Here is a 17,468-nt window from a genome sequence, read left to right on the forward strand (position 1 = left end):
TTTTTCGGGGCTGGCGCACACACGTACGATGCGTCCGTCTTGGGCTTGAAGAAACTCACCATCGCGCAACGGGGGTTGGCCGCGCTCAAGAAACAGACCCACGTCTTCGCCTTCACGGCTAAAGCAACGCAGACGACTTTTGCTGCGGGCCTCAAAATTCAGGTGTAGCTCGGCGCTCCACACGGGGTGGGTGTCGACTTTGCGATGAATGACCAGCATCGGGAGGCTTCCTGCAATGAACAATGAGACAGGCACAGCAAGGTGCTTGCCAACCTAGGGCAGGCGGCAAACGTTAGGCCCAATCACGGTGCAGAAAGATGAAGATGTTCTAAATAAGTGCGAAGCAGCGATGCGTTCGCACCAATTAAGTGCGGGCGGGGTTATTCCGTGCTGCCCAAGCCCTGCCAATGCTTGAGGCCGATGAAGATAAAGCGCAACTGCTGGCTGATTTTGGCTTGCGGTTGCAAGTAATCAGGCAGCGCCTCGGCTGGTGGGTCGATGATATCCGGCAGGGCGGCGAACACGCTTTTGACCACCAGGTCAGCAATGACGGTCAGCGCGGCATGGTTCAAATGCCGGAGCTTGGGTTTGGAGCCCAAGTCGGTTGCCAAGTCCGAGGTAATGTCTTCGCGTAACGCGCCAATGGCTTGGCGAACAGGCTGTGAGCCGCCGTACTGTTCGCGGGCCAGAAACAAAAACTGTGAGCGATTGGCTTCTACCACGTCGAGAAAGATACGCACCGACGCGTTGATCACGCCGCCCACAAACAGCTCGTTATGACGCACCAAGCGAATGGTTTCGCGAAAGGTCTGACCCACCTCACTGACCAGCGCCAAGCCGAGTTGGTCCATATCACTGAAGTGGCGATAAAAGCCGGTGGGCACGATGCCTGCGGTTTTAGCGACTTCTCGCAGGCTCAAGCTGCCAAAGCCGCGACCTGATTCCATCAAGTGGCGGGCAGCATCCATCAGCGCTAGGCGAGTTTGTTGTTTCTGTTCGGCGCGAGGCAGCATTGGGGCGGATGTTCCAAAAAGTACAGCGGGGCACTCTAGCAAATCGGCTTTGATGGCGTCGAACAGTGTAAACGGACAATCCTGTGCAGCCGCAGGCGGGCGGCAGCGACTACACGCAGTGCATCAGCTCGCACGTTGATTGCGCTCGGCCAGACGATCTGCACCGCCTTCGGCCACAAAGGTACTGCTCTTAGTGCGTTCGTAGCCGTCTTCGGCCACGCGATTTTGCTGATTGAGGGTACGTTGTGCGCCGTCTTCGGCAACAGGGTCAAGCGGCTGGCTCAAGGTGCTGGTCGCGGGTTGGCGCATTGGCGTTGGCTCTTCAGCCGCGGGCATGGCGAAGGCGTTGAACGCCAGCAGTGAAAGGGAAAGGCTAAATAGGGCAGGGCGTTTCATGGGGTGTGCTCCGTAGCAGTGCAACTCAGTAGTGATGGAGGCAATGCTACGCTTGGATAGCTGATTTCAAAGTTCATACGGCCAATGGTGATAATCGACGTCATTGATATATCAGTGGCAAAGGCTCTAGCCTATGGCTTGTAGGGCACTGATAGGTACGCTAAACACGAGCATGCAGCCGCCGTTGTAGAGGCGCCGGGGCTTTTTGCTACGAAAATCATTGTGTTTTTAAACCTTGGGCCGCCTTTGTCAGTCCTACCTACATCGTCACCAGGACGTTCAGTCTTTATTTAAGGAGCCACACCATGACGCGCACCCGTAAAACCTTTGCTTGGATAGGCGGTATTTTTGTCCTGCTGGTGGTCGTGTTGGTGGTGATCATTTCGACCTTCGACTGGAACCGTCTCAAGCCCACCATCAACAGCAAAGTGTCCGAGGCGCTGCATCGTCCGTTTGCGATCAACGGTAATTTGGCTGTGCATTGGCTGCGTGAAGAAGATGAAGGCGGCTGGCGCGCATGGGTGCCGTGGCCGCACGTGATTGCTGAAGACTTAACCTTGGGCAACCCCGACTGGCTTAAAGCGCCTGAAATGGCCAGCCTCAAACAGGTGCAATTGCGGCTCTCACCGCTGGCGCTGCTGAGCCAGACCGTGGCCATCCCGCGTATTGACCTGACCGAACCCAAAGCCAATCTTGAGCGTTTGGCCGATGGCCGGGCCAACTGGACGTTCACCTTTGACGCCGCTGACCCTGACGCCGAGCCTTCTAACTGGAAGGTCGATATTGGCGCGATTGGTTTCGATAAGGGCCAAGTGAAACTGAATGACCAAACCCTGAAAACCCGTCTCGATGTGCTGATTGATTCACTGGGCAAACCGATTCCATTTAGCGCTATCGTCGGCGAAAAAGAGGCGAAAAAGGCACAAGATAAGGGCACAGTGCCGCAAGACTATGCCTTCGCCCTGAAGGTCAATGGCGAATACCACGGCCAGAAACTGCACGGCACCGGCAAAATTGGCGGCCTGTTGGCACTGCGTGACCCGAGCCAGCCGTTTCCGCTGCAAGCACAAGTGAGCATTGCCGATACCAAGGTGGCGCTGGCCGGAACCCTGACCGACCCGTTGGACTTGGGGGCGCTGGATCTACGCTTGAAGCTGTCCGGCAGCAGTTTGAGTAATTTGTACCCGCTCACCGGTGTGACCTTGCCCGACTCGCCGCCTTATTCAACCGACGGCCATCTGAGCGCCAAGCTGCGTGAGGCCAACGGCGCAACGTTCACCTACGAAGACTTCAACGGCAAGATTGGCAAAAGCGACATTCACGGCAGCATGAGCTTTGTGGCGAGCAAGCCGCGGCCCAAACTGACCGGCAAGCTGGTGTCCAACCAACTGCTGATGGTTGATCTAGCGCCGTTAATTGGAGCGGACTCCACTGCCGAACAAAAGGCGCGTGGCAGCCAGAGCAAACAGCCGACAGACAAAGTGCTGCCGGTTGAGGAGTTCCGCACCGAACGCTGGCGCGACATGGACGCCGATGTCGAGTTCACGGGCAAGCGGATTGTCCAGAGTGCCGAGTTGCCTTTCACCGACCTCTACACCCATGTGGTGCTCAAGGACGGCGTACTGAACCTTGAGCCGCTGCGATTTGGGGTGGCCGGGGGCAAGCTGGATGCGCAAATCAACCTCAATGGCCGTGACACACCGATGCAGGGGCGGGCAAAACTGACGGCGCGTAACTTCAAACTCAAGCAGCTGTTCCCGACCTTTGAGCCGATGAAAACCAGTTTTGGTGAACTCAATGGCGATGCTTCGATTGCGGGCACCGGTAATTCGGTAGCCCAACTGTTGGGGACGTCTAACGGCAACTTGAAGATGATCATCAATGACGGTGCAATCAGCCGCAGCCTGATGGAAATTGCCGGGTTGAACGTGGGTAACTATGTGGTCGGCAAAATTTTTGGCGACCAAGAGGTGAAGATCAACTGTGCGGCGGCTGATTTCGGGATTAAAAATGGCTTGGCCAGCACCCGGTTGTTTGTGTTCGACACCCAGAACGCAATCATCTACATCGACGGCTCGGCCAATCTCGCCACTGAGAGGCTGGACCTAAAAATCACCCCAGAGTCCAAAGGCTTTCGTGTGTTCTCGTTGCGGTCGCCGTTGTATGTGCGTGGCACCTTTGCCCACCCTGATGCGGGTGTAGAGGCGGTGCCGTTGTTATTACGGGGTGCAGGCATGGTGGCGTTGGGCGTGATTGCAGGCCCGGCGGCCGGTTTGCTGGCACTGATTGCGCCAAGCGGTGATGTGCCGAATCAATGCGCACCGTTGCTGCAACAAATGCAGCAAGGCAAAGTCCCAAAAACCGTGAAATAAACCGCTTTACCTGCGCTTGTAGGAGCGAGCTGGCTCGCGATCTTTTGATCTTTAACAGATCGCAGCCTTCGTTCCTCGGCAGCTCCTACAGGGCTTATGGCGGCACGCGGCAAGGTCTTTTTAACAGATCGCAGCCGAAGGCAGTTGCATCGCTAGGTTGGGTTTCCCTGTGATTATCCAAATTTGTAACAAAATCTTATAGCCGCATTTGCTGTTGTACGATAACGTACCTGTGCACTAACGAAATTATAAATCCAATAAAAGCTTAGAGAGATCGACCTGTGATCATTTGCAGTATCGAAGTCATCCGTATCAGCGTTCCGTTTTCTGCGGGTGCTGAAACACGGAAAAATCTTGGGCTGGCCAAGGATGACGATGCGTTCAACGCCGCTTCGCCAACCCATAAGCGCATGGAAAGCTTGATGCTTAAAGTCACCACCGACACCGGACATGTCGGTTGGGGTGAGTCATTTGGCCATGGCTCGAACCCGGTGACGCTCAAAGCGTTGTCCGATGTCGTGGGGCCGATGTTTATCGGCACACGGGTAGGCGATCGCGAACAGACGCTTGAGCGCGTACGCCGCGCAATCCATGGCTTTGGTTCTACCGGGCCAATGATCTATGCGCTATCGGGTGTCGAGATTGCCCTCTGGGATTTAGCCGCCCAGGCCGCCGATGTGCCTTTGTACGAACTGCTCGGCGGTACGGCCCGCACGCTGGAGCTGTACGCCAGCCTCGTGAGTTATGGCAACGACCCCGAAGAGGTTCATCGTCAAGTCAGCCGCGCCCGCGCCTTGGGCTTTCGCAAAGTAAAACTTCATGAAACGGCGGTGGACGCCATCGCCGCTGCTCGCGCCGCACTGCCGGTGTCTGCGGGCGAGCTCATGGTGGACGTGAACTGCCCTTGGTCGGTGGCCGAAGCGCAGGACGTGGCGCGACGTTTGAGCAACCTTGAGCTGACGTGGCTAGAAGAGCCGGTATGGCCACCCGACGATGTGGCGGGCTTGGCACGGGTCCGCCGCGAAGGTGTTCCGCTCTCTGCCGGTGAGAACGCGGCCGGGGTGCAGGGCATCAAGTCACTGCTAGAAAACCAAGCCGTGGACGTGATCCAGCCCAGTGTCGCCAAAGTCGGCGGTATCAGCGCCATGCTGCAGGTGTTTGACCTCGCCAAGCAGCATGGGGTGAAGGTCGTCCCGCATTGTTTCTACTTTGGCCCGGGTCTGTTGGCGGTTGCGCACTTGTGCACCTTGCTCCCAGCCGATGTGGCGGTAGAGGTCCCGTTTATTGAGTTTGAGCGCCTGCTGTATCCCGCATTGGCCTTCAAACCAACGATGCAATTGCCGACGGTCACCGGTTTGGGTTTCGCGCCCGATCTGCAAGTGATTGAAGACTACTGCGTCGAGCGAGTCTTGATAGCCCAGAACTGATGACGCGACTCACTCTATAAGAAAGGCCCTATAAAAATGAAAGGCAACTATCGCTGGTACATCGCAGGCTTATTGTTCTTTGCCGGGATGCTCAACTACCTTGATCGCGCCGCGCTCTCGGTCGTGGCACCGCTACTCAAAACTGAACTGCACATTGATGATGCGCAAATGGGCTTCATGTTCAGTGCGTTCTTCATTGGCTACTGCGCCCTGTGTTTCATTGGTGGCTGGGCGGCCGATAAATACGGCCCGAAAAAAGTTTTCGCGTGGGCGGCGGGTTCATGGTCGATTTTCTGTGGCCTGACCGCTGTGATCACCAGTTACATGCAACTGTTGGTGTTCCGCGTGCTGTTTGGCATGGGCGAAGGGCCGATGGGCACCACCACTAACAAATCCATCACCAACTGGTTCCCTCGCGAAGAGGCCGGTCGCGCTTTGGGCCTGACCAACTGCGGGCAACCCCTCGGCGCGGCGCTGGCGGGGCCGGTGGTGGGCTTGGTGGCGTTCAATTACGGCTGGCGTGTGTCATTTGTGGTGATCGCCATACTGGGGGCGGTGTGGTTGGCCGCTTGGCTGTTGATCTTCAAAGACACGCCTGACGAACATCCAAAAGTGTCGCCGCAAGAGCGCGAGATGATCCGTGCGAGCCGTGAAGAAGTCTTGGTTGAGCGCGTCGAAGACGGCAACAGCCTGACCAGCTATATCTTTAGCGCGCCGGTACTGGCGGTGGCCACCGCGTTCTTCTGTTTTAACTACGTGCTCTACTTTTTCCTGACATGGCTGCCGAGCTACCTCATGGACTATCAGCACCTCGACATTAAAAGCATGAGCATCATCGGTGTTATTCCATGGCTGGGGGCCGCGCTGGGCTTCTTGGGTGGCGGCTTGCTGACCGACCTGCTGGTGAAAAAATTAGGCGATGTGATCCGCGCCCGCAAAATTATGCTCACCATCGGTTTGGGCGTTGCCGCCGCGTGCGTACTGATCACCACCCAAGTGTCATCAATGGGTATGGCGGTTGCTTGCATCACGCTGGCCAGCGTATTCCTGTTCGTGACCCCGCAGATCTGCTGGTCGCTGATTCAGGACATCGTTCCGAAAAACCGCGTCGGCGGCACCGGTGGCTTCGTGCATTTGTTGGCCAACCTGGCAGGCATCATCGCACCGTCGCTGACCGGCCTAGTCGTGCAATACGGCGGCGGTTACAACGTGGCGTTTGTGATTTCGGCAGCTGTGTGCGGGTTGGGCATGCTGGTGGTGGTGTTGATGGTCAAAGGGCAGCGTAAGGCGCATGACGTAAATGGCGCGACTGCAGGTGTTCGTTAACCCCTAATTGCCTTGGCAGGCGGGCCTCAGCGCCCGATGTAAAGCCAGTACGCGTTTCGCCGCAACACCTTAACGTTGCGGCAACCCACTGGCTAACACAGCTCGGGCGCTCCCCTCACGCTCTAGAAGAGGTTTACAGAGGGAAAAGGGCTTTGATCGCGATAGAGCTTTACAGGTCTTGCAGAATATCCGCCATGTCGTCGGCGTGTTCTTCCTCTTGCGCCAAGATATCTTCGAAGATCCGACGTGTAGTCGGGTCTTTGTCTCCGATGTACTGGATGATCTCGCGATAGCTGTCTACCGCGATCCGCTCGGCCACCAAATCTTCGTAGACCATTTCTTTCAGGGTTTTGCCCGCGACGTACTGTGCATGAGCGTTTTTCGACAACAGGTCGGGGTTGAACTCAGGTTCGCCACCCAATTGCACAATGCGCTCTGCCAGTTTGTCGGCATGTTCCATTTCTTGGGTGGCGTGCTCCAGAAACTCATCGGCAGCGACGCTGGCTTTGAGCCCATTGGCCATGAAGTAATGGCGCTTGTAGCGCAAAACGCAGACCAGCTCAGTGGCCAATGATTCGTTGAGCAACCGCAGGATTTCTTCGCGGTCGGCGCTGTAGCCTTCGGTGACGGCGCCGTCTTCGACATTTTTACGAGCGCGCTCGCGCAGGGTGTTGATATCGCTTAGATGGTTCTCGGTCATTTCTTTCTCCTCACTAATCCGGTGTCCGCTTCGCTCTATCGGCGAGGTCGGTTCGTTAGTTGTGAGTTCAGCGCGCCGAGAAAGTTTTATCTATTTTCAGCGGGCTTGGATTTTCGCAGTGGCGTGGTCCAGCGTTCAGACAAGATCACCCCCGCCAACGTCATCGTGCCGCCAATCAGGTGGTAGGTGTGCAGGTGCTCTTTGAGGGTGACAGCCGCAATCAGCGCAGTGATCACTGGCAGCAAATTAAAGAACAATGACGTGCGGCTTGGGCCGAGCACCGCCACGGCTTTCATCCACACCAGCGGCGCAATCATCGAGGCCAGTACGCAGGCGTATAGCACCAAGCCGATGTTGTGCACGCTTAGCCCGACTTTGGGCGACAGCACGTACAGCGGAAACAACACCACAATGGCCACCAGTACTTGCAGGTAGAGCATCTGCGACGGAGGCAGAGGTAATTGCCATTTCTTCAGCAATGTGCTGTACAACGCATAGGCGAGGGTGGCGACCAGCATCATCGTGTCGCCCAGGTTCAGGCCGTGGGTAAGCAGGCCGCTCAAGCTGCCGCTCGACACCACCACCAGCACCCCGATAAACGACAGAATCGCGCCAAACAGTGCCCCACTGGTCAGGCGTTGCCCCAAGCTGATGATCGACATGCTCAGCACCATCATCGGCATCAGCGACAAAATAATGCCCATGTTGGTGGCCGAGGTGAGCGTTGCCGCGAAATACATCAGGCTTTGGAAAAAAGCCATGCCAAGCACGCCTAGAATAAAAATTTTGCCCACGTGGGGGCGGATCACAGACCAATTGGCGATCACGGGTTTAAACATAAACGGGGTAAATAGCAGGCCCGCCAATAGCCAGCGATAAAAGCCAATCTCAGTCGGAAAGATCACCCCAACGGCCATTTTGTTGACGACGGTGTTACCAGCCCAGATTAAAACGGCCAGCAGGGGAAAAGCGTATTGCATCAGAGGCGACCATACGATTTATGAGCGCGGATTATCTGCCTATCTGGCTTCAACCTATATAGGCGATCTAGGTTATTAGTCTGTGCCCACCCGCGGTGCTGTAACAGAGTTTGTCTACACTATGAAAACGTCGCTGCCACTCGTTGCGACCATAAGGAGAAAACTCCATGAAAATGCTGCGTGTACCTCTGCTTCTAATGGGTTTACTACTGTGCTCACACAGTTTTGCCGACACGGCTCAACAAAACAAAATGACCCGTTGTAACGCTGACGCCAGCGCTAAAGCCCTTAAAGGCGATGCGCGTAAAGCGTTCATGAGTAGTTGCCTCAAAGCCACGCCCGCAGCGGCCATGACGCCTCAAGAGCGGATGAAAAGCTGTAACGCTACCGCGACGACTCAAGCGTTGAAGGGCGATGCCCGCAAAGCCTTTATGAGTGAGTGCCTGAAGAAGTAAACCAACCTGTAGGCGCTGCCAAAGGCTGCGATTTTTTAACGATCATAAGATCGCAGCCTTCGGTAGCTCCTACAGCGTGACATGTCATCCGTCAGTCACATTTTGTAGTGATCCAAGCCGAAGGCTGGCAGACTGCCCATCCTTTGCGCTGCTTGTTTTGAGGCTGTATGCCATCGTTTTCTCAGCGTCACATTGTTCTAGCCAGCTACCTCATCATAGCTATCAGCTTGTTACTGGTCTTTCCGTTGCGTCTGTTACCCAGTCTGCTCGCGGGCTTACTGGTGTATGAGCTGGTCAATATGCTCACCCCGCAACTGCAACGCCTGATTGCCGGGCGGCGGGCGCGTTGGTTAGCCGTGGCCTTACTGGGCACCTTAGTGGTGAGCCTTTTGGCGTTGATCTTTGCGGGCGCCATCAGCTTTCTGTTGCATGAAGCAGAAAACCCCGGCGCCTCATTGAACAAGTTTATGGCGGTGGTTGATCGGGCACGCGGGCAGTTACCGCCGTTTCTGGACAGCTATTTGCCCGCCAGCGCTGGCGAGTTCCGGGTCGCCATTGGTGAGTGGATGAGCAAGCATCTGAGCGAACTGCAACTGGTGGGCAAAGATGCTGCGCACATGTTCGTGACCCTGCTGATTGGCATGGTGCTGGGCGCCATTATTGCGTTGCACCGTATCCCGGATATCAGCCGCCGCAAGCCTCTATCTGCGGCCCTGTTCGCCCGTTTGCACCTGCTGGTGCAGGCGTTTCGCAACATTGTCTTTGCCCAGATCAAAATCGCGTTGCTCAATACAGCGTTCACCGGGATATTTTTGGCTGTGGTTTTGCCGATGTTTGGCGTCCACCTGCCGCTGACCAAAACCCTGATCGTACTGACCTTCCTGCTGGGGCTGTTGCCGGTAATTGGCAATTTGATCTCCAACACCTTGATCACCATCGTTGGCTTGTCGCTGTCGATCTGGGTGGCGATTGGCGCGTTGGCGTACCTGATCGTGATCCACAAGCTGGAATACTTTTTGAACGCCAAAATCGTGGGCGGGCAAATCAGTGCTAAGTCGTGGGAATTGTTGTTGGCGATGCTGATATTTGAAGCCGCTTTCGGCCTGCCGGGCGTCGTGGCGGGGCCGATTTATTACGCGTATTTGAAAAGCGAGCTGAAACAGTTAGAACTGGTCTAAACACAGCTTGTAGGAGCGAGCTTGCTCGCGATCTTTTGATCTTCAAAAAGCTCGCGCCCACAAGACTATTCAATCAGCCATAGCGCTTTTTAGCTTCAATCGCCAAACCACTGCCGATGCTGCCGAAAATGTTGCCTTCAACATGCTGTGCATTAGGCAGCATGGCCGAGACGCTCTGGCGCAACGCTGGAATGCCGCTCGAGCCGCCAGTGAAGAACACGGTGTTCACCTGCTCGACACTCACGCCCGCATTGGCCAGCAGGTGTGTCACGCTGTTGCGAATGCGCTCCAGTTGGTTGTCGATCGAGGCTTCGAACAAGGCACGGCTCAAATCAACCTCAAGGCCCGCTTCGATTCGGTCCAGCGGTAGGTGGCGGCTCTGGTTGTGGGTCAGTTCGATTTTGGTTTCTTCGATTTCCATGGCTAACCAGTGACCGGCGCGCTGTTCGATCAACTTGAACAGGCGGTCGATGCCGCCGGTGTCTTCGATGTCGTAGCGCATGCTGCCCAGCGCAAGCTGGGATTTTTGCGAGTACACCGAGTTGATGGTATGCCAGGTTGCCAGGTTCATATGGTGGCTGGTGGGCATGTAGGCGCCGCTTTTCATGCGGCTTCCATAGCCAAACAATGGCATTACGCCTTGCAGGCTTAATTGCTTGTCGAAGTCGGTTCCGCCTACGTGCACACCGCCGGTGGCCAGGATGTCGTCTTGGCGGTTGTCCAGGCCGCGACGTTCCGGGGACAGGCGCACCAGCGAGAAGTCAGATGTACCACCGCCGATGTCGACAATCAGCACCAGTTCTTCGCGCTCGATGGTCGACTCGTAGTCGAAAGCCGCGGCAATCGGTTCGTACTGGAAGGAGACTTCCTTGAAACCGATGGCGCGGGCCACGTCGGCCAGAGTGTTTTCGGCTTCTTGGTCAGCCAGCGGGTCTTCATCGACGAAGTACACCGGGCGACCCAGCACCACCTCTTCAAACTCACGACCGGCGGTTGCTTCGGCGCGTTTTTTAAGCTGGCCGATAAACAATCCCAGCAGGTCTTTGAACGGCATAGCCGTGCCCAGAACGCTGGTGTCGTGTTTGATCAGTTTGGAACCCAACAGGCTCTTGAGCGAGCGCATCAGGCGGCCTTCGTAGCCTTCCAAGTACTCGTGCAGCGCCAGCCGGCCATACACCGGGCGGCGTTCTTCCATATTGAAGAACACCACCGAGGGCAGGGTGATTTTGTCGTCTTCCAGCGCAATGAGGGTGTCCACGCCTGGACGCAGCCAGCCGACAGTGGAGTTGGAGGTGCCGAAGTCGATGCCGCAGGCACGGGCTGGAGAGGCGCTTTTCATGTCTTTCGAGTTCCGGTTAAAAAACGGCCGCGCAGTGTATGTCAGACGCTCAGAGAATCGAAGTGCGATGAATCTTTAATTCGCAGGTTTTAATCCACTTGAAAGACTATCCTTCACCCCCAAACTCTCAGGCATTGGCTTGGTGGTTGTGAGGCGACTCAGCGAAGCCCGTAGGCTACCGATAAACTTTTGTAGCGCTGTTCAGTCACATGATTGAGATCGTTCAATCACCAGGCTGAGTCTCCAGAGCATTCTGGGGTGCCCGCTGCGCGATATTGATAACGGATGGTGATCCTTACATGGACTTCAAAGACTATTACAAGATTCTGGGTGTCGAGCCCACCGCTGACGATAAGGCGATCAAAACCGCTTATCGCAAGCTGGCGCGCAAATACCACCCGGATGTGAGTAAGGAAAAAGACGCCGAGGAGAAATTCAAGGACGTCAACGAAGCGTATGAAGCGCTGAAAAGCGCCGATAAACGTGCCGAATACGATGAAATGCGTAAATACGGCCAGCATGGTCAACCGTTCCAAGGGCCGCCAGGTTGGCAGGGCCACTCGAGTGGTGGTTTCGAGGACCAGGGCGACTTTTCAGACTTCTTCAGCTCGATCTTCGGCTCGCGCGGCGGCGGCTTTGGTGGTCAATCGGGTCGCAGTGCGGGCCGTCGAGGGCAAGATGTGGAAATGGAACTGCCGATTTTCCTTGAAGAAACCCTGTCCGGCGAATCCAAGCCGATAAGCTTCCAGATTGGCGGCGTTAATAAAACCCTGAACGTGAAAATCCCTGCTGGGGTGACCGACGGCGAGCGTATTCGCCTTAAAGGTCAGGGTGGTCCGGGCATGGGCGGCGGGGCCAATGGTGATCTATACCTGATCATTCGTTTTGCGCCGCATCCCAAGTTCGACGTGGAAGGTCACGACCTGGTCATCACCGTGCCTGTGGCACCGTGGGAAGCCGCACTGGGCACCAAGGTGGCCGTCCCGACCTTGACCAGCAAACTGAACCTGACGATTCGCCCGGACAGCCAGAACGGTCAACGTATGCGAATTAAAGGCCACGGTCTGGCGGACAAGAAAGGTCAGCGTGGCGATTTGTATGCCCAATTGAAAGTGGTCATGCCAAAAGAGATCGACGAAGCCGCAAAAGCCCTGTGGCAACAACTCGCCGATCAAGCAGCATTCGACCCGAGAGCCCAATGGAGTAATTGATCATGAGCAGCACCCTGATCGTTCAGCTGGACATGGAAAGGTTCTGCGAAGAGGCCAATATCCCGGCCACTTTCGTGATGGCGATTGTCGAACACGGAATTATCGAACCTCAGGGCCGCACGCCGGACGTGTGGCGTTTTGAAGACTATGAACTGGTCGTGGCAAAACGTGCAGCCAAGCTGCATCGCGATCTAGAGATGGAGTGGGAAGGCGTCGCTCTGGCGCTGGAGCTTCTGGAAGAAGTGCAGCAACTGCGGTCTGAAAACCGCCGTTTGAAGCAGCAGTTAGGCCGATTTGTGGCGCAGTAATGATCAACCCCTGTCGGCACTGGCGAAGGCTGCGATCTATTGGTCTTTAAAAGATCGCAGCCTGCGTGCCTCGATAGCGCCACAGCTGTTTCGCCAGCTATTTAAATGCAGTTTTCCTGTTTTTACAGGTAATACATAGATACACCTTGAGCCCGCAGGTCATTACGACTTCATTAAAAGCAAGCTTGCTCAATGGTTGATTGAAGCCAAGCCTGAGCAACGTGCAGCACTCAAGAAAACACGAGCGCGGATGCCTGACGGGTACGCTTCTTCGACCCCTGCCCAGAAAAAATGGATCAACCAGTTGCAGCGAGCGCGCTTCGCTTCTCAAGGCGTTTTGAGCGATGCGGTTATACGCTTCAGTCCGTCGAAGCCTTAGCCTGCGGTATCGGCTACAGGGTGGTATATAAACAGTGTTGTCATGCAAGTTACCAATGGGTAGGGCGCTATTAAGCGCTTTATTTTGAATTATTAAACTCAGGCCACAGCTGTTTAGATTTTGGAGGGATTACTACTAAAAAGAGTTTCTTATGAATAAAGAGCAAGCAATATCTGGGAATACTCATCCACACGCATTAGTGCAAATGGATGAGGCGTCAGAGGTAGTGAAACAGACTATTCCGGCTTGGTTATTAAAGGCGGATGCTGAGCAGCGAGGTAAAATATTTCAACTATTGATAGCAACGCACCGCCTTGAAGAAAAGCTCACTGCTCATCTATCCAAGGTCACTGCCCCAACGGTATTTGCCAAGCGCTTGCTGGACAAGGCACTTTCCGCGAAGTGGGGGAATCAGGTAGACAGTGAGCGCAATGTCTTTGTGAACGTGCAGCGCTTTTCGCTAAGCATGCTAAACGATGGGATCAAAGATCCGCTGGATGTGGTATTACCGATGCATTGGCGCCCAATAACGTCAGTCACGCATGTGAGTTTATTAGAAGCTGCCATGCAGAACTTTTCGTTGGAAGAAGTCAGGAATGATTTTAGCGGGGGGGCTTATGTGCTTGAAAACAGTGGTAGTCAACAACGAACTTTTTTAAAGTCGCAACATTTCGCACAGTTGTGCCGCACGCTTAATATGGGGCGGCAGTATCAAGACTATTTAAAAACGATTTTTTACCCTGTTGAATTTATCAACCCTCGTGTGTCTGATCTTACGGGCTATGGCGTTTATCAGGACTTTACTTTGCATGCCAACAGCCAACTTGAGTTATTGACCCATCAAGCCTATTTGACTCAGGTTATCAGTCCGGCCGTCTATCAGATGCTGTTGCAGTGGGTCAGTGGCGATCCTGCACCGCGCTGGAATTCTCAGGACGTTCGCGTCTGTCACATGACCATGCTCAACGTTAACCGTGAAGGTGTTGGACGAGTGGGTTGCCCTTTAAATGGGGTCTTGGTGTTCATGGCTAAGTCATTGGGTTCTGAATTCAGTCAGCCTTGCGTTGTGTATTACCCGCACGACAAAGAGCAACCCTTAGTTGAGTACGCATCACTTCAACACTTCAACGACCTTTTTGCGTTGCGATTACGTGAAGCGGGTCCCAAAGAGGTATTAAGTCAACGTGTGGAGCAGCGTTATCAACCGGCGTTTATCAAAGCGCTGAACCATGCGCTGCTGGTCAAAGGCCGAACCGCTGTGCTCACTAAGGTGGACACTTGGCGCGCCCATCCAGACCTTCAGATTAAGTTGGTGGACTCGGGCGATAGGCCTTGTTTAGCGTTATATAAGCAATGTGTTGAACAGGTATTGAGTTGCGCGCGATTTTTGATAGTGCCGACTCAAGAACAGGACACCTCCAACCTCAGCCAATTAAGCGCCCTCTTTGAAGCCGCCCAGCCCTTTTTGAACTTGGCCGCTTTTTTTGTGCCGAGCATTGGTCGTTTTATGCTGTTGGTCACGACAGTGCAATTGCTGTCGCAGGTCTATGCCGGGGTTGAGGATTGGTCCAATGGTGATGTCAAGCAGGCGCTTGAGCACTTTGAGTCGGTTGCGCAAAACCTGTTAGTGATGGCTGTCGGGGCGCGTGCAACCACAGAGTGGTCTTCATTCAACCCCGACATTGCTTACCCCTCGTTGATAGAGACCCTGCGCCGGGTTAAAACCGAGGCAGGCGAGACACGCTTAATAAAAGTCGATCTCGGCCCTTATACCAATGACGTTAAGTTACCTGAGACTCTCCAGCCTGATAGCGACGGAATTTATCGCGTCAATGAACGCACGTTTATCCACATCAAAGGCACCCCGTACGAGATCAAATACGACGAGGTCAGCCATCACTGGCGTTTACAGCATCCCAAACGTCAAGATGCCTACGCCCCCGTTGTTGAACACAACGCCCATGGGGCCTGGTTCCTGGACCTAGAGCGTGCCTGTGAGTGGGGCAAGGTGGAGTCATTACACCGCGCATCACCCAACAAGCAGGCATTAAGTGAGTTACAAATCGAGCAAGTGCTCAACACCGTTGTCTCGCACGAGAGTGCATTACGTTGGAGTCATGCCAATCGTGAACCGCCGCCCGCCTTGGTGATCGATACCCTCAAGCGCTTGAAACTGACCAATGAAGTTGAGCAGGAGGTGACCCGGTTGCACGCGACTGAGTCGGTGCAATGGCAAGAGGCCCAAAAAAAGACCTTGTTCAGCGAGCGATACACAGCGAACGAAGTGTTTGCCGAAGGCCCCATGGCCATTCTTCATCGACACAACCCAGCGCTGCCTGCCAACGTTGTCAGAGAGGTACTTGGACACGCCAGCGTCAGTGAGGTCCGTTCGTTGAATACCCTCAAGAAGGTGCCGTTACGTCTGGCCGAGGAGTTGCGTGTGTACAGCCATGCTTTGAAGGTGACGCGGGCCTTGGAAGGGTTTTATCTGGAGGTGGACGATTCGGCCTCAAGCCTTCGATTGCTGGGGGCGTTGTTTATGAAAACAGCCCAGGGCAAACACTATGTCAGTGCAGGCCAAGAACCTTTGCTGCTGAAAGTTCAAAGCGGGAAACCGTTGTCTGAGTCGCAGGCTCAGCGGGCCTTGAAACTTGTGAAAAGTGATCCGCTCTTGCGTGATCAATTGGTGCAATACGCTAACGATCATCTTGATGAAACCCGCAGTGCGCTGGGGTTACAGCCCATCAAACCTTGGTTCAAGTCACCGATGCGCCTTGCCAGCGGGCGCTTGGGTTATCCGTTGAATGGTCGAGGCGAGGAACAAGGCCGCAGTGCTTTTCAGATCCGCCGTGTGCACTCTCTCTACCCGGGATACAGCGTCACTCAATGTCGTGAGTTCTTCGCTGCGCTGGAAAAATTTAAAGCGAACCCAGAGGCGGAGCTTGTCCGGCGAGAGCTGGAGTACGAAGCGCTTCAGGACGCGTTGCGCAGTTGGGTGAGTCAGCCGCTGCCCGAGCATTCCATCGAGGCTCGGCGTGACGTCCCGCCGCTCACGCTCAAGCGGGCCGCGAGTAATGCCATAAGCCGTGCCTGGCGGCGCGAAACCCGCCTTGAAGATGAAGTGGGCGGTTTAAATGAGTACGTGGCCGAGGTTGGCTTGCGCGCTCAAGACTTGCCCGATCCCCGGCGTTATGTGCTGGACCTGAGCGGCATGCCCATCGGAGACTTGCCGAAGCTGCCAGGCGATTTTCGGCATATATCGGCGCTGATCATGGATGACATGGCCTTGACCGAGGTGCCTGAAGGTTTTCTGGAGAGTTTCCCGGATTTGCGCTGGTTGTCTATGCAGAGGAACCGACTGACCACGTTGCCGCGGGCGCTGGCTCACCTCAAAGGCTTGCAAAAGCTTGACCTTGGTCACAATGAAATTGCCCTAACCCCGGAAACGGTTAACACGCTGGCCGGGCTGACGGACCTCAGAGAGTTGAGTCTGGCTCACAACGCGTTAGGGCAGACGATTGATGTCAGTCACATGCAGCGATTACGTCATATCGATCTACAACGTACCCAGAGTGAACACTGGCCGCTCGGTGTTCATGCATTGAATGAAATTGCTTATCTGGATCTGCGTGACAACAGCATCCAGCAGATCCCGGATGCGGTCTTCAATGCCAGTGAGCACCTGAATACAGTGACGTATTTGCATGATAATTCGCTCACCCCCGTCAGTGAGCAACGGCTGGATGAGTATGCAGAGCGTACCGGTATCAACATGGGGTATGTCTCGGTCCGGGGGCACAGTTACTTGACGGACTCAAAGAGCTATAGCTGGTTTTTGGGAGGGGCCGAGGCAGTGTCGGCAAAGAAAGGTGAAATTTGGCGATCCCTGGAACAAGACCCGCGGACTCAGGACTTGCGCCGGGTACTCATGGGGCAGACGGCCACCCCGGCTTATGCGAATGAAAGCACGCGTGAAGCACTGACCGAACAGATCGGCGCGTTGCTGCTGGCGTTGGGCGAAGACACTGAGCTGCGGGAAAACCTGATTGTCAGGGCTGACCATGGCTCGACCTGTGGCGACGGATTGGCGTTGATTTTCAGTGATCTGGAAATCATTAGCCTAGTTGCCCAGGCCAAGGCCACGGTGGGGGAGGAGGGCAGCGAGCTCAAATTGTTGCGTCTGGCACGCAGCTTATACCGCTTGGATCAAGTTGAAGTGATCGTGCGGCACTTGCTGGAAGAGCGTTATCTACGTGTAAGAGATGAAATGGACTGCCCCCCAAAAGTTGGACAGGTTAGCTAGCAATCTGCGCAGCCCGGGTCCTGTACTCCACAGGGCTTAGGTTGTTGAGCGTCAGTTTGATGCGGTGATGGTTGTAATAGT

15 protein-coding genes are annotated in these 17,468 nt (G+C 55.0%); 8 read left to right on the forward strand and 7 right to left on the reverse strand.

Translation table 11 applies throughout. The features are described 5' to 3' along the window. The 3 genes from AQS70_RS21875 to AQS70_RS21885 form a co-directional block, all read right to left on the reverse strand. A partial coding sequence (locus AQS70_RS21875; RefSeq protein ID WP_420912362.1) for an urease accessory protein UreE occupies positions 1-219 on the reverse strand: 219 nt, incomplete at its 3' end. Between the two features lie 161 nt (positions 220-380). Further along, the gene (locus AQS70_RS21880) at positions 381-1,013 is read right to left on the reverse strand and encodes a TetR family transcriptional regulator (RefSeq protein ID WP_055104825.1); all 633 of its coding nucleotides are present in this window, start codon (positions 1,011-1,013) and stop codon (positions 381-383) included. Positions 1,014-1,136: 123 nt separating this feature from the next. Further along, a complete protein-coding gene (locus AQS70_RS21885; RefSeq protein ID WP_055104826.1) occupies positions 1,137-1,409 on the reverse strand; it encodes a hypothetical protein in 273 nt (90 codons plus the stop codon). A gap of 305 nt (positions 1,410-1,714) precedes the next feature. On the opposite strand from AQS70_RS21885, the gene AQS70_RS21890 reads away from it, so the two are divergent. The 3 genes from AQS70_RS21890 to AQS70_RS21900 all read left to right on the forward strand — a co-directional run bounded on the left by AQS70_RS21890 (position 1,715) and on the right by AQS70_RS21900 (position 6,534). Next, on the forward strand, positions 1,715-3,781 hold the full coding sequence (locus AQS70_RS21890; RefSeq protein WP_055104827.1) for an AsmA family protein: 2,067 nt from the start codon (positions 1,715-1,717) through the stop codon (positions 3,779-3,781). 281 nt (positions 3,782-4,062) lie between these two features. Beyond that, positions 4,063-5,208, forward strand: coding sequence for a mandelate racemase/muconate lactonizing enzyme family protein (locus AQS70_RS21895; RefSeq protein ID WP_055104828.1), 1,146 nt, complete (start codon positions 4,063-4,065; stop codon positions 5,206-5,208). Between the two features lie 36 nt (positions 5,209-5,244). Continuing rightward, positions 5,245-6,534 carry an MFS transporter gene (locus tag AQS70_RS21900; RefSeq protein ID WP_055104829.1) on the forward strand — a complete coding sequence of 430 codons (1,290 nt, stop codon included), beginning with the start codon at positions 5,245-5,247 and terminating at the stop codon, positions 6,532-6,534. Between the two features lie 169 nt (positions 6,535-6,703). Here the strand turns inward: AQS70_RS21900 and AQS70_RS21905 are convergent, their stop codons facing one another. Both AQS70_RS21905 and AQS70_RS21910 read right to left on the reverse strand, forming a co-directional pair. Next, positions 6,704-7,234 carry a ferritin-like domain-containing protein gene (locus tag AQS70_RS21905; protein ID WP_055104830.1) on the reverse strand — a complete coding sequence of 177 codons (531 nt, stop codon included), beginning with the start codon at positions 7,232-7,234 and terminating at the stop codon, positions 6,704-6,706. 86 nt (positions 7,235-7,320) lie between these two features. Beyond that, positions 7,321-8,214, reverse strand: coding sequence for a DMT family transporter (locus AQS70_RS21910; protein WP_055104831.1), 894 nt, complete (start codon positions 8,212-8,214; stop codon positions 7,321-7,323). Between the two features lie 167 nt (positions 8,215-8,381). Between AQS70_RS21910 and AQS70_RS21915 the strand changes: the two genes are divergently transcribed. Beyond that, entirely contained in the window at positions 8,382-8,669 is a 288-nt protein-coding gene (locus AQS70_RS21915; RefSeq protein ID WP_055104832.1) for a PsiF family protein, read from the forward strand. A 167-nt stretch (positions 8,670-8,836) separates the two neighbouring features. Continuing rightward, on the forward strand, positions 8,837-9,847 hold the full coding sequence (locus tag AQS70_RS21920) for an AI-2E family transporter (protein WP_055104833.1): 1,011 nt from the start codon (positions 8,837-8,839) through the stop codon (positions 9,845-9,847). Between the two features lie 73 nt (positions 9,848-9,920). Here AQS70_RS21920 and AQS70_RS21925 read toward each other — a convergent pair whose 3' ends face one another. After that, positions 9,921-11,186, reverse strand: coding sequence for an Hsp70 family protein (locus AQS70_RS21925; protein WP_055104834.1), 1,266 nt, complete (start codon positions 11,184-11,186; stop codon positions 9,921-9,923). 299 nt (positions 11,187-11,485) lie between these two features. Here AQS70_RS21925 and cbpA point away from each other — a divergent pair, with 299 nt between their 5' ends. The 3 genes from cbpA (at position 11,486) to AQS70_RS21940 (ending at position 17,387) form a co-directional block, all read left to right on the forward strand. After that, positions 11,486-12,397: a curved DNA-binding protein gene (cbpA, locus tag AQS70_RS21930; protein WP_055104835.1), complete on the forward strand. Its 912-nt coding sequence runs from the start codon at positions 11,486-11,488 to the stop codon at positions 12,395-12,397. A gap of 2 nt (positions 12,398-12,399) precedes the next feature. Continuing rightward, positions 12,400-12,705 carry a chaperone modulator CbpM gene (locus AQS70_RS21935; protein ID WP_055104836.1) on the forward strand — a complete coding sequence of 102 codons (306 nt, stop codon included), beginning with the start codon at positions 12,400-12,402 and terminating at the stop codon, positions 12,703-12,705. A 530-nt stretch (positions 12,706-13,235) separates the two neighbouring features. Further along, positions 13,236-17,387 (forward strand): dermonecrotic toxin domain-containing protein, encoded by a 4,152-nt coding sequence (locus tag AQS70_RS21940; protein WP_055104837.1) that lies wholly within the window; start codon positions 13,236-13,238, stop codon positions 17,385-17,387. Here AQS70_RS21940 and AQS70_RS23715 read toward each other — a convergent pair. Then, on the reverse strand, positions 17,380-17,468 hold an 89-nt coding region (locus AQS70_RS23715; protein ID WP_156355072.1), incomplete at its 5' end, for an IS3 family transposase. The genes AQS70_RS21940 and AQS70_RS23715 overlap by 8 nt on opposite strands.

This window comes from Pseudomonas endophytica (assembly GCF_001411475.1).
Taxonomy (GTDB): domain Bacteria; phylum Pseudomonadota; class Gammaproteobacteria; order Pseudomonadales; family Pseudomonadaceae; genus Aquipseudomonas; species Aquipseudomonas endophytica.